We start from the raw sequence: 23176 nt of genomic DNA, 5'->3' as shown, positions 1-23176 counted from the left end.
TTGGTTTGTCCGCGCGAAATCGCAGGGGCAACGGGTGCGTCACTCTGTTGGTTTGGTTGTTTTAAGGATGCGGTAAGGGGCTATGGCCAGTGCTGTGCGTGATGGGCGAGCGCTGTGTGGCGACGTTTCTGTCGATCAGCCATGGCAACAGTTGGTGTGCAGGCATGGGGCGAGCAAGCAGGTAGCCCTGACCGGTTTCGCACCCGAGGTTGAGCAGGATGTCGCGTTGCTCAGTTGTTTCGATGCCTTCGATAACCACGCCGATGTTCAGCTCGCGAGCCAGTGACAAAACGCTGGAGATCGCCGCGCGGCTACGCGCTTCCGATGACAGGTCGCGGATGAATTCAGCCTCTATTTTTATTTCGTTGAACGGCAAACTGCACAGGCGTTGCAAGGAGGAATACCCACCACCGAAATCGTCGATGGACAACCCGCAGCCCATCATGCGCAGGCGCACCATGTTCTCCAAGCTGAGTGAGCCGGGATCGAGCGTGCCGGTCTCGGTCATCTCAAATGACAGGCTGGAACCGGGTGCGTCGAAGCGTTTGAGCAACAGCGCTATGTGCGCACTCATCTGCGGGTTGGCGAACTGGCTTGCGTTGACGTTCACCGCGAAGTTAATTGACAGCTGTTTGGCCAGTGCGGCCTTGCGCAGCGTCAGACATTGGTCCACCTGTCGATAGAGCAAGCTGTCGAGCAGGCCATGGCGTTCGAGCACCGGGATAAATGCAGTGGGCGCCAAGATGCCCCGCTCAGGATGGTTCCAGCGTGCAAGCGCCTCTACGGAAGTAACCTGTAATGTCCGAATATCGAATTTTGGCTGAAAATAAACTTCCAGCTCGCCGTTTTCCAAGGCGCTAAGTACCTGGTGTTCGTTGCTCTCATCGGCGACGTGCAGCGGGTAGGGATTGCGCGGGTTGTGGTCGAGGTACTTACCGACCAGTCTTTTCACACCCTGCTCGTACAAGGGTTTGCAGAGCTGACCAAGCACGCGCAGGCCGAGCAATGTCGCCATGCCGCTGATGGCCTGCCGTAACTCGGGGGCAATACTGCTGGTGATCACCACCGATTTGAGTGCGTGCCGTTGGCTCGCTCGTCGCATGAAGGTAATGCCGTCCATGCCATCCATGCAGATGTCGCAAAATGCGATGTCTACCGGCCCACTGGTTTCCAGGAGTTGCAGCGCTTCACAACCGTCCGAGGCTTCCAGAATGCGTGTACAACCAAGCTGCGCGAGGAGCGCGACGGCGTAACGACGCTGTACTGGCTGGTCCTCCAGCACCAGGATGCTAAGTGTGGACATTGACATCAGAAGGGCTCATCTAAAGGCTAAGGCGCTAGCTTGCCCAAGACTGATCGCCTTTTAATCTCGAAATCCCTTACGTCTTTGCAAGAAATTTCTTAAGGTGATTTTCCACCGGCACTCGCCTGCAGCAGATCCAGAAGCCGCTGCATGCAATTTTCCATTGCTGTCGTCGAGGCAACCAATACGCTTCGCTCGGCTTCCTTTGCGCAATCAGCCTCAAGATTCTCGCAGGTGAGGATCAGTTGCTCATGGCGGATAAGCCTTGCCCCGCCTTTCACTCGATGCGCGAAGTGGGCCAAACCTGGGCGGTCATCGCGGGCAAGCAGCTCGGCGAGCTGTTGCAGATCCGCGTGGGTGCTTGACGCCAATTCTTCACGCAACGACTGCAGCGCCGATAACTTGCCCAGGGTCAGCGCTTTCAGCTGCGCGTCGAGTGATTCGCCCGTCAGCTCGGTGCTCGTCTGGTCACTTAAGTAGTCCGTTTGCAGTTGCTGAAGGCGTGCACTCAATTGGTCCAGGCTGATGGGTTTGAAGAGACAGTCATTCATGCCGGCATCCAGGCAGCGCTGTTTTTCTTCGGCGACGGCGTTGGCTGTGAAGCCCAGCAGTAAACAGCTGGGTTCACCGCTCGCCTCCTCAGCCTGTCGAATCGCCCGGGCCAATTGGTAACCGTTCATGCCAGGCATATCGCAGTCTGTCACCACCACATCGTAAGGCTGCTCGTTCCACAAAGCCAAGGCTTGGGCACCGTCGCAAGCCTCCCGCACCTCATGGCCCAAGTAAGCGAGTTGCTGTGAAAGCACTAGGCGGTTGGCGGCGTAGTCATCGACGACCAACACGCTCAACGGCATCCCCGGCAGACTGTCGAGCGGTTCGCAGATCTGCGGTGACGGTACGTCCGCAGCGGGCAGAACCAGCGTTACGGTGACCCTCGTGCCTGTGGCTGGGGCGCTGATCAACTCCAGGCTGCCGCCCATCATTTCGATCAGTGACCGGCTGATGACCAACCCCAGTCCCGAGCCCTGTTGCTGTTTGCCAGCCTGGCTGAACGGCGAAAACAACTGCTGCTGATCGGCTTTGCAGATGCCCACGCCGGTGTCGACGATGCTCACCGATAACTGCATGGGTTGAGTGGCTTCAGCCTGTCGTGCTTGCGCGGTGATACGCACTTCGCCTACAGCGGTAAACTTGATCGCATTGCTCAGCAGGTTGGCGATAATCTGTTTGAAACGCATCGTATCGATCAGTACGTTGCGGTCTAGGGCTGGATCGATCTCCAGCTTCAGTGCGATCGCCTTCTCGCGTGCCAGGCCATCGAACACCCGCGCCACCGAGGTCACTAGCTGGTGCGGGTTTGCACTCTCGGGCGCCAGGCTCTGGCGCCCGGATTCAATACGAGCAATGTCGAGTACGTCACCGATTAGCGCCAGCAGCTCCTTGGCGGCCCCCGACGCAACATCGATGGCGGCCCGGTCGAAGATGCCTTGTTCGGATTTGCGCGAGGCCATTTCGAGCATGCCCAGTACCGCATTCATCGGCGTGCGGATCTCATGGCTCATGGTCGCCAGAAACGTGGTCTTGGCCCGATTGGCGCTGTCTGCTTCCTGCTTTGCCGCGTGCAGTTGTTCCACCAGACGCTGGCGGTCGCTGACGTCGACCCAGCCGCCGATCAAGCCATCGACACGGCCTTCACTGCCGCGAAATGGCAGGATCCAGTGATAGATCGTCAGCACTTCGCCACTTGGCAAGACGATCAGGCGATCGCGCAACATCGGTTCGTCAGCGGCCATAACGGCGAGGTAGTCGCGGTGATATTCCCGGGCCTGCTCTTCGCCGGAGAGCAGGCTTTCCATCACCGTGGTCCCCAGCAACTGCTGCTCGTCCTCGACACCAAACACCTGCCGGTAAGCCTTGTTGCACAGCAGCAGGCGCCCCTCGCGGTCCCGCACGTAGGTGGGATGGGGCGTGCCATTGATCAGAACACGATCGAATTCCAGCCTGGCGCTGAGTGCGCGTTCGGCGCGTTTGCGGCGTAGCACCTGGCGTCGCAGTAACACAATCCACACACAGGCGCTCAGCAATAGCACGGCCGCCAACGCAAAGCCCCTCAGGATTGCCGCGCGGTGTTTACTCCAGTAGCTGTCGTCGAGCACCACCGGGCTGCGCCAGCGATTGGTCAATTCGTCCATTTCCTCGGGCGAGATGCTGAGCAGTGCCTTGTTAAGGATCGAGAGCAGAAGCGGCGATTTGTAATCAACCGCAAACGCCAGTTGGGCTGCGCGAGCACCGACCGTTGCGCTGATTTTGAGTTGGTCAGGGTAATTTCGGGAAATCAGGTAACGTGCGCTGATCAGCGTACTGACACTGGCATCCACACTACCTTTGGCGAGCAACGAAAACGCATCGGCGAGACTCTTCGCCTCGACGATCTGCACCTCTGGAAACTCGCGTTCAATCATCTCCTGACTGGCGTTGCCACTGATTATAGCTAGGCGTTTTCCCGATAAGTCCTGCAGGTTGTTCGGGCTTTCGGGCACGTTGCGCGTCACCAGCACAAAGGGCGTGGACAGGTAGGGGCGGCTGAAACTGACGCGGCGTTCCCGGTCGATGCTGGGCGTCAGTGCTGCCAGCAAATCGGCTTCGCCCTGCTTGACGCGGGTAATCATCGCATCGACCGAAGCGCCTTTTTGCGGGTCGAATTTCAATCCGGTCCGCAGGCTGATTTTGGCGATCACGTCAGCACTCAGACCCCTGAAACGTTCATGCTCATCAAAAAAGGTAAACGGCAGAAAGTCTTCGTTCACGACCACTTTTAATCGGGGATGCTGCGCCAGCCAGCGCTGTTCCTCGACGCTGAACTGCACTTGATGGGTACCGGAAATACTCACGCCGCCGGCATTCCAGCGGCGCGCGATGGTCATCTCTTCACTGGCGGGAATCGCTTTCAGGGCGGCGTTGACGAGGTGCAACAGCTGCGTGTTGCCGCGCGTCGCGGCGAATGAGAAGTTGTTGACCTCCATGCGCGAGAAGTCCACCAGTTGCACGTTGTTCAGGTAGCTCTTGTTGATCAGATAGCTGGCCGTCACCGAGTCGCCTAGGTAAAGGTCAGCTTTGGAAAACGCCACTGCACCCACCGCGTTGAGAATCGAGGGGTACAGCTTGAAGGTGGCGTCGGGGTAGAACGCTTGCACCGTTTTCAGGGGCAGATAGTGATCCACCATGGCAACCGTTTTGCCAGCCAGAGTCGGGTCGACCAGCGGCGAATCGTTGCTGCGTGCCACCAGCGTCGGCTGATCCAGGGTGTAGGGTTGCGACAGCCGAAGGTCCGGGTCTGCAGCCTCAAAGCCATTGGCAGACGCCAGCAAGTCGATGTCACCATGTTTGAGCGCCCGGATCACCTCGGTGCGATTGGGATAACGCAGTACCTGTATGCGTACCGTCAGCAGTTGGCCAATCAGTGCCAGGTAATCCGCACTGATACCCTCGAACTCATGGTTATGGTTGGTGATGTCAAACGGAGGATAGTCGGGGGCGGACGTGCCCACGCGCAGCTGTTTTTTAGCGTCCAGCAGCTTTAAATCGGCGGGGCTCAACGGCAGTTGACTGTCTTGTAGCGAGGATCTTCCCAGCACCGTTAACGTGACTGGCGCATCACCCGCCCACGCCATGTGAATGCTTGTCCATAACAACAGCATGGCGACGAACAACTTCAAATCAAAGGTCCTTAATGCGGTGCAGAGAGGTCGAAAACCGGTGGTGGCATCAGCATAACGCCATTGTAGGCTCGGGCGTAACTCGCCCGGAATTTAGTAGTGGCATTAAGGCATTATGGTACATTGTCGCCATTATTGCCGACGATGCACTACTAAAAACCGAGGAAGGCTGCAGATGTATAAAGTCCTGCTAGTCGATGACCACCCTTTTATCAGGACCGCGCTGCGCACGCTGGTGAGTGAGGAGGGCTATGAAGTGGTGGGCGAAACCGACAACGGTGTCGATGCCATCAGCCTGGTACGTCAACTGGTCCCGGACCTGGTGTTGCTGGACATCACCATGCCGCGCTTGGACGGCATTTCGGTGATCGAAAGAATCCGTGCCTTGGAGTTGAACACCCGGATTATCGTGCTCACGTCCCTCAGCTCAGAGCAGTACGCCACGCGTTGCATCAGTACCGGCGCCTCGGGTTTTATCAGCAAGACCGATGAGCTGAGCGTGCTCGCGCAAGCGATGAAAACCGTGATGAAGGGCTACTTCTACTATCCGGAAGCAGTGGTGGCGTTTTCGAAGAAGCACAAATTGGCAGTGGATGAAACGCAGCTTATTTCCTCCCTGTCCAATCGCGAACTGTCGGTGTTTCAGCAACTGTCCCGAGGCATGAGCAATAAGGACATTGCGCAGAATATTTTGCTCAGCAGCAAGACTGTGAGCTGCTACAAGGCGCGTCTGTTGGCGAAGCTGAACGTGAAGTCGGTGGTGGACTTGGCGGACATTGCCAGGCGCAATAATCTGATTTGAAACGGTGTGAAGTGGGCCCTACATGACCGTCACGCTTTTCATACACACTTCCAAAACGTTCCATACAGGTAGCGAATTGCGCTCCCTGTATGGAACGCATTATCTTTCGGTCTCGACGATTTCTCAGGTGGAAATTCCTACACCGCAAAGGAAATGCACCATGAGTACGAACACCAAGAAAACCTCCGAAAATATGGCCACGTTGGCCGCGGAAACGCTCAGCAATCAAAATGCTTCTGTGATTGCCAAAGGTCTGGCTCCTTCCGCGTTGGCTCAAAGTGGTACCGGCAAGCAGACGAGCTAGTCTGGAGATGTATACGATGTCAGTGCAGTCCAGTTTAAGGCAAAGAGGTGTCTACGAAACCCGGGGCGATTCACTGCTCAAGTACATACTGTTGCAGTATCAGGTTGTGACTAGAGCCTTGGTGCAATTAATTCAGGCCCGTTGTTTCGCACATTTCCCACTGCCGTGTCGGCTTTGAACCATTCGAAAGCCTCGGCCGGCTCTCTCTGGTGCAACACCATCTGCTCGGCACGCTCCTTGGGCGTGGCCGGGTCCAGCCATTCCCTGGCCAACTCCGGCGTTAGCACCACGGGCCGCCGGTCGTGGATGTCCACCATGCCGCCGGCGCTGTCGGCGGTGATGATCACAAAACCGTCATGCTCGCCTTGGCCTTCATCTGCGTCGGGTAGCTGGCCTATGGCCGCGCACAGCACAGGCGCGCCATCCCGCCGGCGGATCAGGTAGGGCTGTTTCTTTGGCCCGCCTTCATCAATCCACTCAAACCAGTTGTCCACGGGCGTGATTGCCCGGTGTGGCCAGATCGCCAGGAAGAATGGGCCGTGGGCCACTTTCTCGACTCGAGCGTTTATCGGCGCAGCACGGTCCTTGGCCCAGTGCGGCCGCCAACCCCACCGCACCAGGTCTGCGTGCAGCGTTTCATCCTGCTGGTGGAGCAGGGCGACTTGGGTGGTTGGTGCCACGTTGTAACGCTCAAGCGGTGCCTCACCCACTGAGTTTGCCAGGGCGTTCGGCATGCTCAGTGCTGCAACGAAGTCATGAATTCCGCTGTACTGTGAAAGTCTTCCGCACATCGGCAAGCCCTCGGTAGAAATTTCAGCTTAGATCACGCGGCAAAATTTCTAAGGGTTTGCTTCCCCATGCCCCGTTTGTAGCCCGCGCAAGCGCCCACTCAAGTGAATTGAGCTTGCTTGTGACAAAACCCAGGTCTGTATTGCAGCTAGCAAGAGCGCTATCGGACGCCTTGAGCTCAGCCCGAAGCTTGTCGCGCTCGGTAGATAATTCAGCGTGCATTCGTACCAGGCCGTAGATGTCCTCTCGGGCTTTGCGAAGCTGCAGGTGCAGTTCCTGAATCTCGTTCTCCAAGAGCAGCGCGTGTTGCTTGTGCATTTCTAGAGGAGTAGGGCATCCAAGCCACTCGCAGGTGTCTTCATCGATGTTCATGGTGGGGTAATCCGAAGCTGTATGTTTATACAGTAATCGAGATTCTTGCGGACTGAGGTTGCGAGGCGACGAGCAGCAGGTGTTCCCGACGATCAGTCAGGGAGCGTTGAGAACGGCCAAGGTTAGCTTGATGAACTCTTCGTTGCGGTCGATGGTGTCCAGCGCGCCGCGAACGTTGTCGGCTACTTCGGTGCCGCCTTGCTGCTCAACCCAATTCGTCAGCTCCATGATGGCCGCTTCAAGGGCGAGTTGGTTTTCGTTGATTTTGGACAGCAGGGAAGGGAGCAGGTCTGAGTTTGGCATCGGTGTTCCTCCTTGGAGTGAACAGCGTAGCAGTTGGGTTGCTTGGTGGTGGATTGTGAGCGGTCGGCAGGACGCCGGGAAGAGAATTGCGGAACAGCTTGTAAAATTGCGGAACAGAAAAGATAAGGGCCTGCATGAAGTTCATCATGCAAGCCCTTGATATCTATGGTGCCCGAACCCGGAATCGAACCGGGACGCCCTTACGAGCGGGGGATTTTAAGTCCCATGCGTCTACCAGTTTCGCCATTCGGGCGGCAGCGCGATGAAGCAACTCAGTGGGGCTTTGCCTGGCAAAGCGCTTGAGCGGTGCAGCAGGCTAGGGAATATATAGATCAAGGCACCTTGGCGCAAGTTTGCGTGCGGTCTTTTTCTGCTTGATCACGTTTGTCCGTTTGTAAAAAAAGCCCGTCATATCAGTGATCTACATTTGCTTGGCAGGGGCGTGCGACTCGCTGGCGCACCCATTGCTGCCCCAGGATGCTTGCCGATACGGCCTGGTTCATGCAAGTCGAATGCACTAAGTCCAACCCAGGCTGTCAGTGTTGTTTCAGGCATTCGACCCTATTCGCAGGAGAGAAACATGGCTACTACACAGAGTGATGACAAGCGCCCAACTCCAGATCCTGCAGAAGACAATGCGTTTTTCCCTTCTCCCTATTCGCTCAGTCAATTTACTTCCCCCCAATCTGATCTCAGCGCTGCGGATTACCCAAACCCCTACACGGGCGGGCGCTGGAAGTTCTTGATGATCGGTGCCGATGAGCGCTACTTGCCTACGGACAACGGAACGCTGTTCTCCACGGGTAATCACCCGGTCGAAACGCTGCTGCCGATGTATCACCTCGACAAGGCCGGCTTTGCTTTTGATGTGGCGACCCTGTCCGGCAATCCGGTGAAGTTCGAGTTCTGGGCCATGCCGTCGGAAGACGCCGAGGTCAAAGGGTTCTATCGCAAGTACCGCGATCAGTTCAGGAGCCCGCTTAAACTGGCCGATGTGATTGAGCAGGCGTTGGGTGAAAACTCGGATTACATCGGTGTGTTCATCCCAGGAGGGCATGGGGCGCTGATCGGTTTACCGCACAGTGCTGATATGAAGAGGCTTTTGCAGTGGGCCATCGCCAAGGACAAGTTTGTGGTTTCGTTGTGCCACGGCCCTGCGGCGCTGCTGGCGGCGGGCGTTGGTGAGTCAAAGGATTCCTATATCTTCAACGGTTACAGGATTTGTGCGTTTCCCGATGCGCTCGACGCGACGACGCCCGATATCGGCTACATGCCCGGGCACCTGACCTGGAAGTTCGGCGAGCAGTTGCAGGCGCTGGGTGTTGAGATTGTCAATCAGGATATCGACGGGGCGACGCTACAAGACCGAAAACTGCTGACCGGCGACAGCCCGTTGGCGGGTAACAATCTGGGCAAGTTGGCGGCGAGTGTGCTCTTGAAGGCTGTCTGAACGAGTCGAGCCGCAGCGAGGCTGCGGCTCGACAGCGGCTACTAAAGCCAGGCTTTGATCCGCGCGCTGACCGCCTCGGTCGAAATGCCGTAACGATCATGCAGTGTCGGCAACGCGCCGGCATCAAGGAAGGCATCCGGCAGGGCGATTTGCCGGAAGGTCGGCGTCACGCCGTTGCGTAACAGGACGCCTGCCACCGCTTCGCCAAGCCCGCCGATGATCGAATGGTTTTCCGCCGTGACCACCAGCCGTCCCGGCTTCCTGGCCTGCTCCAGAATGGTCTGCTCATCCAGCGGTTTGATGGTGGGTACATGCAACACCGCCACATCCACGCCATCGGCGCGCAGCTTTTCGGCGGCTTCCAGTGCCCGCATGGTCATCAGGCCGGTGGAGATGATCAGCACATCGTTGCCGGTGCGCAGGGTTTTCGCCTTGCCAATTTCAAACGTGTAGCCATATTCATCCAATACCACCGGTACGTTGCCACGCAGCAAGCGCATGTAGACGGGGCCCTGGTGGGCGGCGATGGCAGGCACGGCCTGTTCGATCTCCAGGGCATCGCAGGGGTCGATGATCATCAGGTTGGGCATGGCCCGGAAGATTGCCAGGTCGTCCGTGGCCTGGTGGCTTGGGCCGTAGCCGGTGGTCAGACCCGGCAAGCCGCAGACGATCTTGACGTTGAGGTTTTCCTCGGCAATCGCCATGCAGATGAAGTCGTACGCACGACGAGAGGCGAATACCGCGTAGGTGGTGGCAAAGGGTACGAAACCTTCACGGGCCATGCCGGCCGCGGCGCTCATCAGCAGTTGCTCGGCCATGCCCATCTGGTAGAAGCGATCGGGGTGGGCCTTGGCGAAAATATGCAGGTCGGTGTACTTCGACAGGTCAGCGGACAAGCCGACAATGTCCTGGCGCTGCTCAGCCAGCGCGGCCAGGGCATGGCCAAAGGGCGCTGAGCGAGTGGCTTGGCCTTCAGAGGCAATCGAGGCAATCATTGCGGACGTGGTCAGGCGTTTTTTACCCGTTTGCAAGGCTGTGTGCTTGACGCTGCTCATGCGGTTTTCTCCATCTGAAGATTGCTCAATGCCAGTTCCCACTCGTTCTCGTCGACACGGATGAAGTGGGTTTTTTCCCGGGACTCCAGAAAGTCCACGCCCTTGCCCATGCGTGTGTCGCAAATGATCACCCGCGGCTGGCTACCGGTGTGGTTGCGGGCGTTGTCGAAGGCGGCGACCAACGCTTGCAGATCGTTGCCATCCACGCGCTGGGTGAACCAGCCAAAGGCCTGCCAGCGATCGACGATGGGCTCAAAGGTGAGAATTTGGCTGGAATGCCCATCGGCCTGCTGGTTGTTCACATCGATGATTGCAATCAGGTTGTCGAGCTGCCAGTGGGACGCAGACATCGCCGCTTCCCAGGTCGAGCCCTCGTTCAGCTCGCCGTCGGACAGCAGGTTATAAACCCAGGATTGCGAGTTCTTACGCTTGAGACCCAGGCATGCGCCGACGGCGATGCCCAAGCCATGACCCAGCGAACCGCCGGTGATTTCCATGCCCGGGGTGTAGGCCGCCATGCCCGACATCGGTAGGCGGCTGTCGTCCGAACCGTAGGTTTCCAGCTCCTCGAGTGGGATTACCTGGGCTTCGATCAAGGCGGCATATAGCGCGATGGCGTAGTGACCGATCGACAGGTAAAAACGATCACGCTCTTCCCACTCCGGGTTATGGGGCTGATAGCGCAGGGCATGGAAATACGCCACCGCCAGCAGGTCAGCCGCGCCCAGGGCTTGCCCTACATAGCCTTGTCCTTGGACCTGGCCCATGCGCAAGGCATGGCGACGGATGTTGTAGGCGCGTTCTGCCAGGGACAGCGATTCAGTGTGTGATGCAGCAGTCATGATAAAGACTCCGTTAACTCAACGATTGACCAAGGCGGCCGGGACTCGCAGCACCAGCAGTGCTCCGGCGCACAGCACGGCGGTGATCAGGTACATGCCGATGGCGCTGGAGCCTGTCGTGGTGGTGATCCAGCCGATCAAATAGGGCGAGCAGAACCCGGCCAGGTTGGCAAAGCTGTTGATGCCAGCGATGCCTGCTGCGGCCGATACACCGCCGAGCAAGGTGGTGGGCAGCATCCAGAACAGCGACGAAGCAGACAGCACTCCGGCAGCGGCCAGGCACAGGCTGAGCATCGACAGGAGCAGGTTGCCGCCCATCAGTGCGGCCAGGGTGAGGCCGATAGCGCCGGCAATCATCGGGATGATCAGGTGCCAGCGACGCTCTTGATGTTTGTCGCCACTGCGGCCCATCAGCAGCATGGCGACGATGGCGCACATGTACGGCAGGCTGGTCAGCAGGCCGATATGCAGTGGGTCGGACACCCCGGCATTGCGGACCAGGGTCGGCAGCCAGAAGGTGATTGCGTACTGGCCCATGACCACGCAGAAGTAGATGCCGGCCAGCAGCCACAAGCGTCGATCGCGAATGAACTCGCCGACCGAGGCGTGGGTGACTTTGCAACTGTCGTCCTCGGCCAGCTCTTTTTTGATCAGCCCCTTTTCGTCGTCCGTGAGCCAGGTGGCCTGGTCGACGCCGTCTTTCAGGTAGCTGAGCACCATCAGCCCGACGATCACCGTAGGGATGGCCTCGATCACGAACATCCATTGCCAGCCATGCCAGCCGTGTACTCCGGCAAACGCATTCATGATCCAGCCCGAGAGTGGGCCGCCGATCATGCCCGACAGGGGGATGGCCACGAACCACAGCACGGTCATCCGCGCCCGGCGATAGGAAGGGAACCAGTAAGTGAGGTACAGCAGCAGGCCCGGTGCCAGGCCCGCCTCGGCAATGCCCAGCAAAAAGCGCAGGGCATAGAACTGCCAGGCGGTTTCAACAAAGGCGAAGAGGGCCGAGATGATGCCCCACGAGATCATGATGCGGGCGATCCAGCGGCGTGCGCCGACGCGGTGCAGGATGATGTTGCTCGGCACCTCGCAAAGGAAATAGCCGATGAAAAACATCCCGGCACCCAAACCGTAGACGGCCTCGCTGAGCGCCAGGTCGTTCATCATCTGCAGCTTGGCGAAGCCAACGTTGACTCGGTCCAGATAAGCGCACAGGTAGCACAGCATCAGGAACGGCATCAGCCGCCAAGCAGTCTTGCGGTAGGCGTTGGCGCGAACGGTCGCGCCCGCGTCCAAGGATAAGGTGGTCATTGTGGTCTGATCTCTTATTTTTATTGACAGCTGACGGCTGCAACGTCGATTCAGAACAGCGCTCGCCGTGACGGCGGGCGCAAGATCCATCAGTGAATGAGCATGCCACCATTCACATCAAGGGTAATGCCGGTCAGGTAGGACGAGAGGTCGCTGGCCAGGAACAGCGCGGCGTTGGCCACGTCCTGCGCGGCGCCCAGGCGGCCCAGTGGAATGCCATCGATGATCGCGTGACGGCGCTCGTCCTGCATCAGGCCGCCGGTGATGTCGGTGTGGATCAGGCCCGGGGCAATCGAGTTGACCCGAACGTTGTCCGGCCCCAGTTCCCGCGCCATGGCTTTGGCCAGGCCCAGCACGCCGGCCTTGGCGGCGCTGTAGTGCGGGCCGCCGAAGATGCCGCCGCCGCGCTGCGCCGACACCGACGACATGCAGACGATGCTGCCGGATGCCTGTTGACGCATCAACGGGATCACCGCCTGGGACATCAGCAGCGTGCCGCGTAGGCTCACATCCAGCACTTTGTCGTAGTCGGCGTGGCGAATATCGAGGGTCTTCAGGGGTTGGGTGATGCCTGCGTTGTTGACCAGCACATCAATGCGACCGAAGTGCTCGATTACCCTGGCAATGGCGGCATTGACCTGGGTTTCGTCCGCCACGTTGGCGGCCAGGCCGAGATGACCTTCGCCCAGTGCGGCAGCGGCGTCACGTGCCGCCGACTCATCCAGGTCGAGGATGACCACCCGCGCTCCGTGTTGGGCGAAGGTGGAAGCAGTAGCGCGGCCGATGCCACGTGCAGATGCGGCGCCAGTGATGATTGCGACTTTGCCTTGAAGCAGCATGTGAAAGACCTCTGATGATTGTTTTTATGGTTCGACCCTGACGAATCGATGACTCAGCTTGGGCTGCTGATTGACCCTGAGCAATAACGCAAAAGTCTTTGGGTGCTGAAAAAAATTCAGCACTCGTCAGTGCCAGGCATTGATGATTGAATGGTGAACACCAATAAATACACCGGTACGACCGGGAGGTTTTGTCGATGCGTGGCGATCTCGAAACATCTGTTGTGCTGCCACCCTTGAGAGCAATTCAGGCCTTTGAGCAAACCGCTCGCTTTGGAAACGTCGCCAGGGCGGCCGAGGTCCTGGATTTGACGCCGTCCGCGGTCAGCCATCAACTGGCCAAGCTCGAGGCCATGATCGGTCGACAGCTGTTCTTGCGTAATGCCCGCGGGGTGTCGCTCACGCCGGTGGGGGAGCAGTATCTGAAAGAGGTGTCCGGCGTTCTGCACAGCTTGGCCGTGGCCACCGAGCGCGCAGCCAGCGACCTGAGCCTGGAATGCCTGCATCTGCATTCGGCGCCCAGTTTTGGCCTGCTATGGTTGATGCCCAGGCTGGAAGCGTTCCGTTTGCAGCACCCGGATATCCAGATCAACCTGTCGTGTTCGTACGAGTCGTTGCACTTTAGTCGTGACAAGATAGACGTGGACATCCGCCACGGTTTTCCCAACTGGCCAAGCTATGAAGTGCGCACCGTGCGCAACGAAACCTTTGCGGTACTGGCCTCGCCCAAGCTGTTGGGCTTGCGCCCAGTCAGAAGCGCGGCCGATTTGCTCGACAGGGAGCTGATCCTGTCGCAAGCCACGTTGCTAAAATGGCCGCAATGGTTCGCTCAGCATGGCCTGGCGCGACCTGAAAACCCCTATGCGTTGAGCTTTGATCGCTCGTACATGAGCCTGGAGGCCGCCAGTCATGGGTTGGGATTTGCATTGGAAAGCACCTTGCTGGCGCAGAAGTACCTCACCGCTGGAACGCTGGTCGAAGTTGCGCCGCAAACGCTCAGTGCCCCGGTGGCGGCGCACCATCTGGTTTTTCCAAAAGCCCATTCCAGTTTTCCTCGAGTCAGGCGTTTTCTGGAGTGGATGGAAAGTGAGCTCGGGCACAGTTTCAATTATTGAGTGTTAGTCGGCGCGCCGCTGTTTCTTGCATTGCAAACAGGGCGCGCAAATCCACCAAACCCGACCAGACGCTTACTCTCGCAAGCGCCGAATAATCTCCTCGTACCCGACCGCCCGCGACAGCCGCTGCAGTGCATCCAGGCGGCGGGAATAGGCTTTTGCGTCACCATAGGTCAGCTCGACATGCAGGCTGTCGATCGTCACCAGATAGGCCTCTGCCAGCACTTCACTGGCCTGGTCCTCTACGCCTGGATGGGCTTTAAGTAACCCTTTCTGGAAGTGACTGCGGATCGTGGCCATGTAGTCATTGAACCCGGACATGACCACGTGCCTTAGCGGCGTCGGTGGGTAAAAGGCGGCCCTGAGCAAAAAGCGCAGGGACTCATGCTGGTTGTAGCGGCGTTGCAGGTTGTCGATGTAGACCTCGCCGGGGGCCTTGATCGATCGAGAGTTTTTCGCAAATTGGCTTTGCACGTAGTCCAGTTCGGCGCGCAGTGCGAGTTCGAGTGCGACCACGTACAGCGCATCCTTGCTCGCAAAATGTGCGTACAGCGAGGCCTTTTTGATGCCTGCGCGCACGGCGATATCATTCAGCGAAGCGGCGTCGTAACCGTGCTCGGCAAATTGGTCCAGTGCCAGATACGCGATGCGTTCGGCAGCCGAGGTCAGGATGGTGGCTGTCATGTGGTTCTTCCTTAATCAGTGCCCGGCCAGGTCAAAGGTTTCGCCCGCTCCTCGGGGGAGGCTGATTGTCGTCAGCAGGCAGGTCAGCAATGCACTGGCCAGCAGCAGTGCGGTCCAAGCCACCGGTCCATAGGTCAGCGCCAATGCCGACAATGGCGTCGCGCTGGCGGAAACGGACAGTTGGAATGCGCCCAGCAGTGCAGCGGTGGAGCCCAGTGCGCGCTTTTGCGAGGACATCACCAGTGACATCAGCGTGGACTCGGCGATGCCCAGGCCAAACAGGGCAAGGGCCATGCCCGCCACTATACCGGGCAGACCCACGTAGGTCAGGGTGGATACCACCGCGATTGCCGAGCCAGCGGCCATGCTAAACACGCCGATCAGTGACAGGCGGCCCAAGCCAAGCCGGCTGACCAGTTTCCCGGCGCTCATCGCCCCGATCAGGATGGCTACCCCGGTGACGCCGAACAGCATGCCAAAGGCTTGCGGGCTGAGGCCGTAGGTCTGCTGGTAGACCAGTGTCGCGCCGCCGATGTAGGCAAACAGAAAGAAGAAAACGGCGGCCACGGCCAGGGTCGGACGCAAGAAGTGTCGGTCTCTGGCGATCGTCAGGTACGTGCGGCAGGCGGCGCCCAAGCGTAACGGCTCGCGTTGGCTGGCGGGCAGGGTTTCCGGCAGCGACAGCCAGCTGTTGCCCAGGACTGCCAGGCCAAATGCAGCAAGCACCAGCATCACCGCACGCCAGCCGTAGTGAGTGTCGATCACCCCGCCCAGTGCCGGGGCGAAGATGGGCGCGACGCCTTCGATGGTCATCAGCAATGCGAAGAGCTTGGTCGCCGCCACGCCCTCACTGACGTCCCGCACCATGCTCATGATCACCACCAGCGTCAGGGCGCTGCCAAGCCCCTGCACGAAGCGCAGCGCGATCAGCGTTTCAAGTGTCGGCGCCCATGCTGCGCCCAATGAGCACAAGGTAAACACCACAAGGCCGGCCAGCAGGGGCCGGCGGCGCCCATAGGCGTCGACGATGGGCCCGAAGATCAACTGGCCGGCACCCATGGCCAGAAGGAAGAACGTCAGGGTCAACTGCACGCTGGCGAAGCTGCTCTGATATTCGCGGGCAATTTCGGGAAGGCTCGACAGGTACATATCGACAGCCGAAGGGCCAAGGGCGCCGATCAGTCCCAGGCCAATAGCCAGCCTCAGGGCGACCCTGTGGGTGGGTTGCGAATTCATAGCGTCTCCAACGAAAAAAACAGCCTACCGGTCGGTAGGTTTTCGCATAATAGCGACACCTCTTAAATCGGTCAACGTCCCAGTATTCGGGAGGATTTGCACATGCACAGTGCAATCCGAGCGAGCGAATGAGAGTTGTTATCAATTATGTTTCTTTAGTTTTTTGATTGGATTAGACTCCCGCCAGCTGTGCACGAGCAGCGTTCTGGGCATTAGAACAAACAAAAAAAACGGCGTAGGGAGCAGGACGTGAATTTCAAGAAAACCACAATGGCAGTGGCTGTTGGCTCGGCGATCTACCTGTGCAACGGTGCGTGGGCCGCAGAACCTGCGAGCGCGCTGGAGATTGCACCGATCACCGTCACCGGTGAAAAGATCAACCGCAGCCTGGAGCAGACCCAGTCGAGCGTGGTGGTGGTCACCGACCAGCAACTGCGTGAAAAGCAGGACCGTGACCTGGTGGACGTATTCGCGCGTACGCCAGGCGTGTACAACCAGTCCGGCAACGAAAACTGGGGTATTCGCGGCGTGCCCGTGTCCGGTTTCGACGACCAGGGGCCCGCCACGCTCAACGGTGCGGTTTCAGTATTTGTCGACGGCGCCGTGCAACCCAACCGCGCCCTGACCCTCAGCCCGATGCCGCTGTGGGACGTCGACCAGGTCGAAGTGTTCCTCGGCCCGCAATCCACCACCCAGGGCCGTAATTCCCTGGCCGGTGCGGTGGTAATCCAGACCCGCAACCCCACCTTCGAGCCGAGTTTTTCCGCACGCACCAACATGGGCAGCTATGGCGAGCGCGGTGCGGCAGTGGCCGGTGGCGGGGCGTTGGTCGATGACAAGATCGCCGGGCGTATTGCCGTGGATTACCAAGAGGGTGACGGCTATATCGACAACGTCGCCCTGCATGACGACGCCAACCCCACACGTACCGGCAATGCCCGGGGCAAGCTGTTGATCCTGCCCAACGATGACCTGGATGTGCTGCTGACTTACGCCCACAGTGAAAGCCGCAAGGGCGATAACTCGGCGATGCGCCAGAACGACAAGATCCGTTATTACAAGATGACCTCCAACACCAAGGCCTATGACAAGCTTGAGCAGGACACGCTCAGCGCCAAGGTGGACTATCGCCTGGACGACAACTGGTCGCTGACCAGCCTGACCGCCAATACCCGCTCGGACTACGACGCGCGCCTGGATTTCGACCAGTCGGCCGACGCCAACCAAGTGGTATTGCGCAAACAGGACGGCGACCTGTTCAGCCAGGAACTGCGCCTGAACTACAGCGGCGATACGGTGAAGAGTTTTGTCGGTGCCTACTACGGCCACAACACCAACAACTTCCACGACCGCCTGTTGTTCAACAACCTTCTGTTCGGTACCGCCAAGGGCGATACCACCATTGAAAGCAAGGCCGTGTTTGGTGAAATCAACTGGACATTCGCCCCGCGCTGGACCTTGATCACCGGCCTGCGCTACGACCACGAGACCAACGACACCGATATCAAGCAAGACGATTTCTCCAGCCCCGGCAAGCTCAGCAAGTCGTTTGATGCGCTCCTGCCGAAACTGGGCCTGGACTATGAACTGGCCGCCAACCAGTACCTGGGCGTGATGGTGCAGAAGGGCTATCGCGGAGGCGGCGTCAACGTACGTGCCGGTGGCGGCCACGAAGGTTATGACCCGGAATACACCACCAACTACGAGCTGTCCTACCGTGGCTCGTTCTTCGACAAGACCCTGCGCACCCGCGCCAACCTGTACTACACCGACTGGAAAGACCAGCAGGTCAGCGCGCTAGAGCGCAACACCGACTTCGTCCAGGTGTTCAACGCCGGCAGCAGCGATATCAAGGGCCTGGAAGTATTTGTCGAAAAAGACCTCGGCGAGCAGTTGACCCTGACGGCGGGTGGTTCTATCACCGCGGGCAAGTACAAGGACTTTGTGACAGGTGATGGTCGCGATATGAGCGGCGAGGAGTTCCTCTATTCACCCAAGTACAAACTGTCCCTGGGTGGCATCTACCGTTGGAATGACCGCCTGACCCTGAACACCGACCTGGTGTACCAGAGCACCGCGCCCTCGGAGTATGAGTTCGATACCGCAGGCCAGGTCACGGGCGAGCGCCGGAGCGACAGCTACTGGCTGGTCAACTTCAACACCGAGTACAAAGTCACCAAGAATGTTGCGGTTTCCGGCTTCGTGAAAAACGCTTTTGACAAGGAGTACATCACCAACAACCGCAGCGGCAATATCGTCGATGTGGGAGCGCCACGTACGGTTGGGCTGGTGTTGCGCTACGACATGTAGGGCAACGATTCGTAGACTTAAGCTGGTGAGCGGGCGATGCGGCGTTCCGACAAGCCCGCTCGCCACAACAGCCTTTTCTGCTGGGACTCAAGGGTACAGCGACGGTCCGTGCCGGCAAACCAGGTCCTGCCGTTGTTTGGCGGCGTTTTCAAACCGTGGAATTTTCGATTTCTATTTGGGAGTTTTCCTAAATACGCCGATACGAGGTGTCGTGAGAATGAGCGCACTTCTATCTCATCTGTGATGTGTCATGTCCTTTCTACCGATTCGTGTCCTGGTTGTCGAAGATCACCCCTTCAAACAACTCGTTGCCACTCAAGCCTTCCGGGAGGCCGGGTGTGACAGTGTGCTTGGCGTGGCGGATGTGAACACTGCCCTGCAGCTGCTGGACCGGACAGGGCCGGTGGATATCGTGCTCTGTGCCCTGAAGGAGGAGGGCATGCAGGGGCTGACGACGCTTGAACTACTTAGCCGTAGCCAGCGGGTCAAGTCGCTCATCATTTGCAGCGTTCTTGCCCCAGACCTGCAGGACGCCATCGATCGTATGGTCGGCATGCTTGGGGTCTGCGTCCTGGGGTATGTCGATGTGCCGGTGCGCGCTGGCTCAATCACGCCGCTGTTAAGCCGGTATCTGGAAACCACTGTTGCCCCTGGGCATGCCTCTCAGAACGCTCGCTACACGACTGTCAGCCAGGCTGGCCTGGAACAGGCCATTGCAGGGCATGAACTCAAGGCATTTTTTCAACCCAAGTTCAACTTGGCGACCGGTGAAGTCGGCAGCCTTGAAGTGCTCGCGCGCTGGGCGCATCCGCAGTACGGCGTGCTGTGCCCGGCAGATTTCCTGCCGCAGGTCAGCCAGTTCGGTTTGATGGATGAGCTGTTTTTTGCCCTGCTGGACCAGGCCTTGTCCTTCCTGCAAACGGCACAGGCGCAGGGGCATATGTTGTCCCTGGCGTTTAATCTGGAGGCGCAGCAACTGTCCAGCGAGTCACTGCTGGCGCATCTAGGCTCGGCGCTGGCGCGCTACGCCATCCCGGCGTCGTGCCTGACGTTCGAGATCACCGAAAGCGGCCTGCTGGAAGTCTCTCCCCGAGTGCTCGAAACCTTGATCCGCCTGCGGATGATGGGGGCCGGCCTGTCTATCGATGATTTTGGTATTGGCTACTCGTCGTTGGAGCGCCTGTGCCTGTTGCCATTCACCGAGATCAAGCTCGATGCCCGCTTCGTGCGCGACCTTGATCGCAGCCCGCGTAACCGTGCAGTGATCAGCAGCACCCTGGCACTGGCTGAAGCACTGGATATGGCGGTCGTGGTAGAGGGCATAGAGCACGAAAGCCAGCGCCAGCACCTGCTCAAGCTGGGCTGCCAGCAGGGCCAGGGCTATCTCTGCGCACGCCCCATGGACGCAACGCGCACGCTCTCGTGGCTGGCAATGAAGTTGGCATCACGCAGCACGCTCTGATGTTGCAAAACAGGGGCTAGACTCAAGGCTCACTTGCCTTTCCTGGAGACTCCAGATGCCCCACAAAAACACCATCTGCCTCTGGTTCGACGGCACAGCTCTGGAGGCTGCCAGATTCTACGCCGCCACCTTCCCGGAAAGCACCGTAGATGCCGTGCACACAGCGCCGGGCGATTATCCCGCGGGCAAGCAAGGCGATGTCCTGACCGTGGAATTCACCGTCATGGGCATCCCGTGCCTGGGCCTCAATGGCGGGCCGGGTACCCAGCACAACCAGGCGTTCTCATTCCAGGTGGCCACTGACGACCAGGCCGAAACGGATCGCCTGTGGCTAGCGGTTGTCGGCAACGGCGGCGAGGAGGTTGCCTGTGGCTGGTGCCGTGACAAGTGGGGCCTGTCCTGGCAAATCACCCCGCGCGTGCTTACGGCAGCGATCATCCATCCCGACCCCGCGGCGGCCAAGCGCGCATTCAATGCAATGATGGGCATGGTGAAAATCGACATCGCCGGCATTGAGGCGGCGCTCAAGGGTTGATGAGACTCTGGTATAACCTGCGTTTTCAACATGCAGTAACGGCAAGGGAATGCGTATGAAATTGACGGCCCAGAGGCTGGTCGAACTGGCGATGGTCAACCCCATCAACGCTGAACTGGTGGCGCGCCTGCCAGCCCTTGGCCTGGACCAATGCCTGCTGACGGCAGGTTGCCTGTTCCAGGCGGTGTGGAATCATCAGGCCGGGCTGAGCCCCGATTGGGGGGTGAAGGATTACGACGTGTTCTACTTTGACACCGATATGTCCTGGGAAGCCGAGAATGAGGTGATTGAGCGCGCCAGTGAGCTCTTGCGCGATCTGGATGTAAACATTGAAGTGAAGAACCAGGCGCGTGTACACCTCTGGTATCCGCAGCGGTTCGGCATGCCTTACCCGCAATTGCACACAGCCCGGGGTGGGGTAGATCGCTACTTGGTGGCGGGCACTTGCATCGCCTTGGCCGTGGACACGGGGGAAATCTATGCGCCCTACGGCCTGGCCGACGCCGAGCAGGGAATACTTCGGCTCAACCCCATCACCCCGCAGCCAGAGCTGTTCGAGCACAAGGCCAGGAGCTATCAGGCTCGTTGGCCATGGCTCAGGATTGAAGACCCACGAACTGCGTAGAGACGGACTCGTTCACGGCTACGACGGTTGTACGCGTTTCTCGAGGGCCTCTTCCTCATAGCGCCTTATTGCTTCATTCACGATGCTGTCGATTTGTGGTGAGTAATTCTCGATATTGGCCTTGCCGCTTTTCAGATAAAGCGCGTGGTACATCAACTGGTCGCTCAAGGTTGAGTACCAGTTTTCATCATCCCCCACTAGCGGCAAGATCGATTCGGCGGAGTACAGCAAGAACCCAACAAAGTACTCATATTTTTCATATTCCTCGCTGCCCGGCTTAAAGCTCTCAAATTTCGGCGACTCAATCGGGTAGGAGGCTGCGGAAAAATTCGGGTTTGCAAAGGCCAGGGAAATGTAGTCTTTGTAGATCGACTTGGCCGAAGCCAGTTTCGATTCATTCAACTGGTCGTAGGCAACGAATGCCGCACTAAAGGCAACCGTCAATGTGAAAAAAGATGAGACTGCGCTGAATTTTTCATACTTTTGCTCTGATGGGACTGCGGCCCATAGCTTGTAAAAAACAAGCAGTGCCCCAACGGCCGCGATAACCAGAAAAATCATTTGGAACTATCCTCTTCAATACAGAAATATCGACTGTTCTTAATACTTCGGATACGGCTGATTCAATCAGCGCAGATCGAAGTGGCTGTTCTTGAACCGCTCGTAGTTATCCAGGGCCAGTGCCACGATCCTCTCCCTGACATGCCCTGTGTAAGCCTCCCATTGAGCGCGGTTGTAACGTTTGATAGCCCGCAGCACATACCATTCAATGTTGTTCATTGCATCGTCTGGACGCCGGGGAGTGCAGGCTTTGAGCAATGTGTAATAAGTGTGGTAGTCGACTTTTTCGCTTTCAACCGAAGCACTGTTCGGATTGAAGAGGGTCTTCGAGTACGCAATGACCTCCAGCAACGTTTCGATCTCATGCTGCGCGATTAAGCGAAGCAGAGCGTCAGGCTGCTCCAGCGCGGTTTTATGTTGTTCGCGAATCATTGGTTCGGTAATTTCTTCGAACCAAAGCTTGTGGTTGTACTCGGGAGAGGCTTTGATTTCTTCGCCGTTCGGGCCAAGTAAATGCGCGAGCGTGAACTGCGTGGTGTGTGCCCTGATTTTTTCCTTGATGGTAGCCTGGTCCTCGTTGAGACTGCCCTTGATCACCCCATCTAGTCGCTGATCCAGTTGTTTTTGGGGTACGTCGCCGTCATTCACTGCCAACGCCGAAAAGAATGGAATTTGGTACGTCCCTGCCAACTCGTTACCGTAAGTGTAGAAACCATACATGCACGCAGCCTGATTGAGCCAGGATCCAGAAACAACGCACTTGACCGAAGACTTTGGCCTATCGCTGGAATTCTGATCTACGACTAGGTCGATAATTTTTTCTGCCAGTTTGTCTTCAACGAAAACATAGATGAAGGGAATGAACTTCCCTACCATTGAGCCTGTGCGCGTGACTGTTTTAGTGCCGATGGTACCGATACTCATCCTATTGCCTTTTGCAAGTGACAGACCTTACGAGTGAAGCGTTGTCAGGATTTCGCTATCGGCAGATGCGCGCGAGTCTTTAGGCTCGCAGCCCTCCCTCACTTATCCCGACGCCCTGGAATCGCCACCCGGCTGGTGGTCTTCACCTCGCGCAGCGCCAGGCTCGACTGGATCGAGGCAATCCCCAACTGGCGCCGCAGCACGCTTTCGACAAAGTCGCTGTAGCTATCCAGATCTTCGGCCAATACCTGCAACAGATAATCGGCATCGCCGGTGATCTTGTGGCAGGCCTGCACCTGCGGCAGTTGCTTGATCACGGCCTCGAAGGCCTCGGGCGTGTGGTCGGTATGGGTGGAGAAGCGGATGTGGACAAATGCCATGATATCCAGCCCCAGCTTGCGACGGTCCAGGTTGGCCTGGTAATCCTTGATCACGCCTTCTTCCTCCAGGCGTTTGCGTCGGCGCCAGCACGGCGTGAGGCTCAAGGACAGGCGTTCGCTCAATTCAGCGTTGGAAATGCTCGCGTCTTCCTGCAGCAGGGCGAGGATGGCCAGGTCGGTGTCGTCAAGCGTGGGGCGGTTGGATAGATTTTTCTTCATTGTCTTTTTTTTGAGGAAATATTCCCGATAAAG

22 protein-coding genes and 1 tRNA gene are annotated in these 23176 nt (G+C 58.3%); 8 read left to right on the top strand and 15 right to left on the bottom strand.

Features of this window, described 5'->3' with window-relative positions; translation table 11 throughout:
- Positions 1 to 61: 61 nt before the first annotated feature.
- The gene (locus HKK57_RS25005) at positions 62 to 1309 is read right to left on the bottom strand and encodes an EAL domain-containing response regulator (RefSeq protein ID WP_237150425.1); all 1248 of its coding nucleotides are present in this window, start codon (positions 1307 to 1309) and stop codon (positions 62 to 64) included.
- Positions 1310 to 1401: 92 nt separating this feature from the next.
- Entirely contained in the window at positions 1402 to 5019 is a 3618-nt protein-coding gene (locus HKK57_RS25000; protein ID WP_237150426.1) for a transporter substrate-binding domain-containing protein, read from the bottom strand.
- A gap of 175 nt (positions 5020 to 5194) precedes the next feature.
- Here HKK57_RS25000 and HKK57_RS24995 point away from each other — a divergent pair, with 175 nt between their 5' ends.
- Both HKK57_RS24995 and HKK57_RS24990 read left to right on the top strand, forming a co-directional pair.
- On the top strand, positions 5195 to 5821 hold the full coding sequence (locus HKK57_RS24995) for a response regulator transcription factor (protein ID WP_169391007.1): 627 nt from the start codon (positions 5195 to 5197) through the stop codon (positions 5819 to 5821).
- Positions 5822 to 5981: 160 nt separating this feature from the next.
- Positions 5982 to 6125, top strand: coding sequence for a hypothetical protein (locus tag HKK57_RS24990; protein ID WP_169389583.1), 144 nt, complete (start codon positions 5982 to 5984; stop codon positions 6123 to 6125).
- A 110-nt stretch (positions 6126 to 6235) separates the two neighbouring features.
- Here HKK57_RS24990 and HKK57_RS24985 read toward each other — a convergent pair whose 3' ends face one another.
- From HKK57_RS24985 to HKK57_RS24970, 4 genes are all read right to left on the bottom strand, one after another.
- A complete protein-coding gene (locus HKK57_RS24985; protein ID WP_169391006.1) occupies positions 6236 to 6916 on the bottom strand; it encodes an SOS response-associated peptidase family protein in 681 nt (226 codons plus the stop codon).
- 22 nt (positions 6917 to 6938) lie between these two features.
- Entirely contained in the window at positions 6939 to 7286 is a 348-nt protein-coding gene (locus HKK57_RS24980; RefSeq protein ID WP_169389582.1) for a hypothetical protein, read from the bottom strand.
- 96 nt (positions 7287 to 7382) lie between these two features.
- On the bottom strand, positions 7383 to 7589 hold the full coding sequence (locus HKK57_RS24975; protein ID WP_169391005.1) for a hypothetical protein: 207 nt from the start codon (positions 7587 to 7589) through the stop codon (positions 7383 to 7385).
- A 166-nt stretch (positions 7590 to 7755) separates the two neighbouring features.
- Positions 7756 to 7842 (bottom strand) — tRNA-Leu (locus HKK57_RS24970).
- A 327-nt stretch (positions 7843 to 8169) separates the two neighbouring features.
- Between HKK57_RS24970 and hchA the strand changes: the two genes are divergently transcribed.
- Positions 8170 to 9039 (top strand): glyoxalase III HchA, encoded by an 870-nt coding sequence (gene hchA / locus HKK57_RS24965; RefSeq protein WP_070994978.1) that lies wholly within the window; start codon positions 8170 to 8172, stop codon positions 9037 to 9039.
- A 41-nt stretch (positions 9040 to 9080) separates the two neighbouring features.
- Here hchA and HKK57_RS24960 read toward each other — a convergent pair whose 3' ends face one another.
- The 4 genes from HKK57_RS24960 to HKK57_RS24945 form a co-directional block, all read right to left on the bottom strand.
- Positions 9081 to 10094: a transketolase family protein gene (locus tag HKK57_RS24960; RefSeq protein ID WP_070994977.1), complete on the bottom strand. Its 1014-nt coding sequence runs from the start codon at positions 10092 to 10094 to the stop codon at positions 9081 to 9083.
- Positions 10091 to 10936 carry a transketolase gene (locus tag HKK57_RS24955; RefSeq protein ID WP_169391004.1) on the bottom strand — a complete coding sequence of 282 codons (846 nt, stop codon included), beginning with the start codon at positions 10934 to 10936 and terminating at the stop codon, positions 10091 to 10093. The genes HKK57_RS24960 and HKK57_RS24955 overlap by 4 nt, the downstream gene beginning before the upstream one ends.
- Before the next feature lie 18 nt (positions 10937 to 10954).
- Positions 10955 to 12253 carry an MFS transporter gene (locus HKK57_RS24950; protein WP_070994975.1) on the bottom strand — a complete coding sequence of 433 codons (1299 nt, stop codon included), beginning with the start codon at positions 12251 to 12253 and terminating at the stop codon, positions 10955 to 10957.
- An 89-nt stretch (positions 12254 to 12342) separates the two neighbouring features.
- Positions 12343 to 13092, bottom strand: coding sequence for an SDR family NAD(P)-dependent oxidoreductase (locus tag HKK57_RS24945; RefSeq protein ID WP_070994974.1), 750 nt, complete (start codon positions 13090 to 13092; stop codon positions 12343 to 12345).
- 197 nt (positions 13093 to 13289) lie between these two features.
- On the opposite strand from HKK57_RS24945, the gene HKK57_RS24940 reads away from it, so the two are divergent.
- Positions 13290 to 14207: a LysR substrate-binding domain-containing protein gene (locus HKK57_RS24940; RefSeq protein WP_169391003.1), complete on the top strand. Its 918-nt coding sequence runs from the start codon at positions 13290 to 13292 to the stop codon at positions 14205 to 14207.
- A gap of 72 nt (positions 14208 to 14279) precedes the next feature.
- On the opposite strand, the gene HKK57_RS24935 is transcribed toward HKK57_RS24940, so the two are convergent.
- Entirely contained in the window at positions 14280 to 14891 is a 612-nt protein-coding gene (locus tag HKK57_RS24935) for a TetR/AcrR family transcriptional regulator (protein WP_070994972.1), read from the bottom strand.
- A gap of 15 nt (positions 14892 to 14906) precedes the next feature.
- Positions 14907 to 16127: a multidrug effflux MFS transporter gene (locus HKK57_RS24930; RefSeq protein ID WP_169391002.1), complete on the bottom strand. Its 1221-nt coding sequence runs from the start codon at positions 16125 to 16127 to the stop codon at positions 14907 to 14909.
- A gap of 249 nt (positions 16128 to 16376) precedes the next feature.
- Between HKK57_RS24930 and HKK57_RS24925 the strand changes: the two genes are divergently transcribed.
- The 4 genes from HKK57_RS24925 to HKK57_RS24910 all read left to right on the top strand — a co-directional run bounded on the left by HKK57_RS24925 (position 16377) and on the right by HKK57_RS24910 (position 21059).
- Complete coding sequence (locus tag HKK57_RS24925) at positions 16377 to 18437, top strand: TonB-dependent receptor (RefSeq protein ID WP_159907281.1); 2061 nt, start codon at positions 16377 to 16379, stop codon at positions 18435 to 18437.
- A 250-nt stretch (positions 18438 to 18687) separates the two neighbouring features.
- On the top strand, positions 18688 to 19899 hold the full coding sequence (locus HKK57_RS24920) for an EAL domain-containing response regulator (protein ID WP_029295085.1): 1212 nt from the start codon (positions 18688 to 18690) through the stop codon (positions 19897 to 19899).
- A gap of 55 nt (positions 19900 to 19954) precedes the next feature.
- Complete coding sequence (locus HKK57_RS24915; protein ID WP_169391001.1) at positions 19955 to 20434, top strand: VOC family protein; 480 nt, start codon at positions 19955 to 19957, stop codon at positions 20432 to 20434.
- 55 nt (positions 20435 to 20489) lie between these two features.
- Entirely contained in the window at positions 20490 to 21059 is a 570-nt protein-coding gene (locus tag HKK57_RS24910) for a nucleotidyltransferase family protein (protein WP_092236167.1), read from the top strand.
- A gap of 18 nt (positions 21060 to 21077) precedes the next feature.
- Here the strand turns inward: HKK57_RS24910 and HKK57_RS24905 are convergent, their stop codons facing one another.
- The 3 genes from HKK57_RS24905 to HKK57_RS24895 all read right to left on the bottom strand — a co-directional run bounded on the left by HKK57_RS24905 (position 21078) and on the right by HKK57_RS24895 (position 23143).
- A complete protein-coding gene (locus tag HKK57_RS24905) occupies positions 21078 to 21620 on the bottom strand; it encodes a hypothetical protein (protein ID WP_169391000.1) in 543 nt (180 codons plus the stop codon).
- Positions 21621 to 21686: 66 nt separating this feature from the next.
- Complete coding sequence (locus HKK57_RS24900; RefSeq protein ID WP_169390999.1) at positions 21687 to 22544, bottom strand: hypothetical protein; 858 nt, start codon at positions 22542 to 22544, stop codon at positions 21687 to 21689.
- Positions 22545 to 22642: 98 nt separating this feature from the next.
- Positions 22643 to 23143: an Lrp/AsnC family transcriptional regulator gene (locus HKK57_RS24895; protein WP_070994957.1), complete on the bottom strand. Its 501-nt coding sequence runs from the start codon at positions 23141 to 23143 to the stop codon at positions 22643 to 22645.
- Positions 23144 to 23176: the final 33 nt, after the last annotated feature.

The sequence above is a fragment of the Pseudomonas sp. ADAK21 genome (genome assembly GCF_012935735.1).
Lineage (GTDB): Bacteria > Pseudomonadota > Gammaproteobacteria > Pseudomonadales > Pseudomonadaceae > Aquipseudomonas > Aquipseudomonas proteolytica.
This window is presented reverse-complemented; position numbering and strand designations above follow the sequence as displayed.

Coding starts and splice junctions, on each gene's coding strand:
- HKK57_RS24975 (WP_169391005.1), bottom strand. CDS start 7,589: ATGCCAAACTCAGACCTGCTCCCTTCCCTGCTGTCCAAAATCAACGAA.
- HKK57_RS24930 (WP_169391002.1), bottom strand. CDS start 16,127: ATGAATTCGCAACCCACCCACAGGGTCGCCCTGAGGCTGGCTATTGGC.
- HKK57_RS24980 (WP_169389582.1), bottom strand. CDS start 7,286: ATGAACATCGATGAAGACACCTGCGAGTGGCTTGGATGCCCTACTCCT.
- HKK57_RS25005 (WP_237150425.1), bottom strand. CDS start 1,309: ATGTCAATGTCCACACTTAGCATCCTGGTGCTGGAGGACCAGCCAGTA.
- HKK57_RS24900 (WP_169390999.1), bottom strand. CDS start 22,544: ATGAGTATCGGTACCATCGGCACTAAAACAGTCACGCGCACAGGCTCA.
- HKK57_RS24895 (WP_070994957.1), bottom strand. CDS start 23,143: ATGAAGAAAAATCTATCCAACCGCCCCACGCTTGACGACACCGACCTG.
- hchA (WP_070994978.1), top strand. CDS start 8,170: ATGGCTACTACACAGAGTGATGACAAGCGCCCAACTCCAGATCCTGCA.
- HKK57_RS24985 (WP_169391006.1), bottom strand. CDS start 6,916: ATGTGCGGAAGACTTTCACAGTACAGCGGAATTCATGACTTCGTTGCA.
- HKK57_RS24960 (WP_070994977.1), bottom strand. CDS start 10,094: ATGAGCAGCGTCAAGCACACAGCCTTGCAAACGGGTAAAAAACGCCTG.
- HKK57_RS24940 (WP_169391003.1), top strand. CDS start 13,290: ATGCGTGGCGATCTCGAAACATCTGTTGTGCTGCCACCCTTGAGAGCA.
- HKK57_RS24950 (WP_070994975.1), bottom strand. CDS start 12,253: ATGACCACCTTATCCTTGGACGCGGGCGCGACCGTTCGCGCCAACGCC.
- HKK57_RS24955 (WP_169391004.1), bottom strand. CDS start 10,936: ATGACTGCTGCATCACACACTGAATCGCTGTCCCTGGCAGAACGCGCC.
- HKK57_RS24935 (WP_070994972.1), bottom strand. CDS start 14,891: ATGACAGCCACCATCCTGACCTCGGCTGCCGAACGCATCGCGTATCTG.
- HKK57_RS24990 (WP_169389583.1), top strand. CDS start 5,982: ATGAGTACGAACACCAAGAAAACCTCCGAAAATATGGCCACGTTGGCC.
- HKK57_RS24995 (WP_169391007.1), top strand. CDS start 5,195: ATGTATAAAGTCCTGCTAGTCGATGACCACCCTTTTATCAGGACCGCG.
- HKK57_RS24915 (WP_169391001.1), top strand. CDS start 19,955: ATGCCCCACAAAAACACCATCTGCCTCTGGTTCGACGGCACAGCTCTG.
- HKK57_RS24910 (WP_092236167.1), top strand. CDS start 20,490: ATGAAATTGACGGCCCAGAGGCTGGTCGAACTGGCGATGGTCAACCCC.
- HKK57_RS24905 (WP_169391000.1), bottom strand. CDS start 21,620: ATGATTTTTCTGGTTATCGCGGCCGTTGGGGCACTGCTTGTTTTTTAC.
- HKK57_RS24920 (WP_029295085.1), top strand. CDS start 18,688: ATGTCCTTTCTACCGATTCGTGTCCTGGTTGTCGAAGATCACCCCTTC.
- HKK57_RS24945 (WP_070994974.1), bottom strand. CDS start 13,092: ATGCTGCTTCAAGGCAAAGTCGCAATCATCACTGGCGCCGCATCTGCA.